Below are 292 nucleotides of genomic sequence, written 5' to 3'. Positions count from 1 at the left end.
ATAATAACGATCTGAGCTTCGAACTGCCTGTTTATGCGGTTGATAGTGATGGCGACGATTCACTGGTGTCTCAGCTTAATGTGACCATCGGTGATGATGTCCAAATAATGCAAGATGGCACATTAGATATCGTTGAACCAAATCTGGCTGATGGAACAATCACAACCAATACCATTGATGTGATGCCAAATCAGAGTGCCGATGGTGCGACGATCACTCAGTTCACTTATGACGGTGTCGTAAACACACTGGACCAAAGTATTTCAGGCGAACAGCAGTTCAGCTTCACAGA

1 protein-coding gene is annotated in these 292 nt (G+C 44.5%); it reads left to right on the top strand.

The features are described 5' to 3' along the window. A partial coding sequence (locus IQO02_RS20015; protein WP_193838630.1) for a hypothetical protein occupies positions 1-292 on the top strand: 292 nt, incomplete at both ends.

This window comes from Vibrio sp. OPT24 (assembly GCF_015163545.1).
GTDB lineage: Bacteria > Pseudomonadota > Gammaproteobacteria > Enterobacterales > Vibrionaceae > Vibrio > Vibrio cyclitrophicus.
The sequence above is the reverse complement of the archived record's forward strand: the minus strand, read 5'-3'. Positions and strand labels throughout refer to the sequence as shown.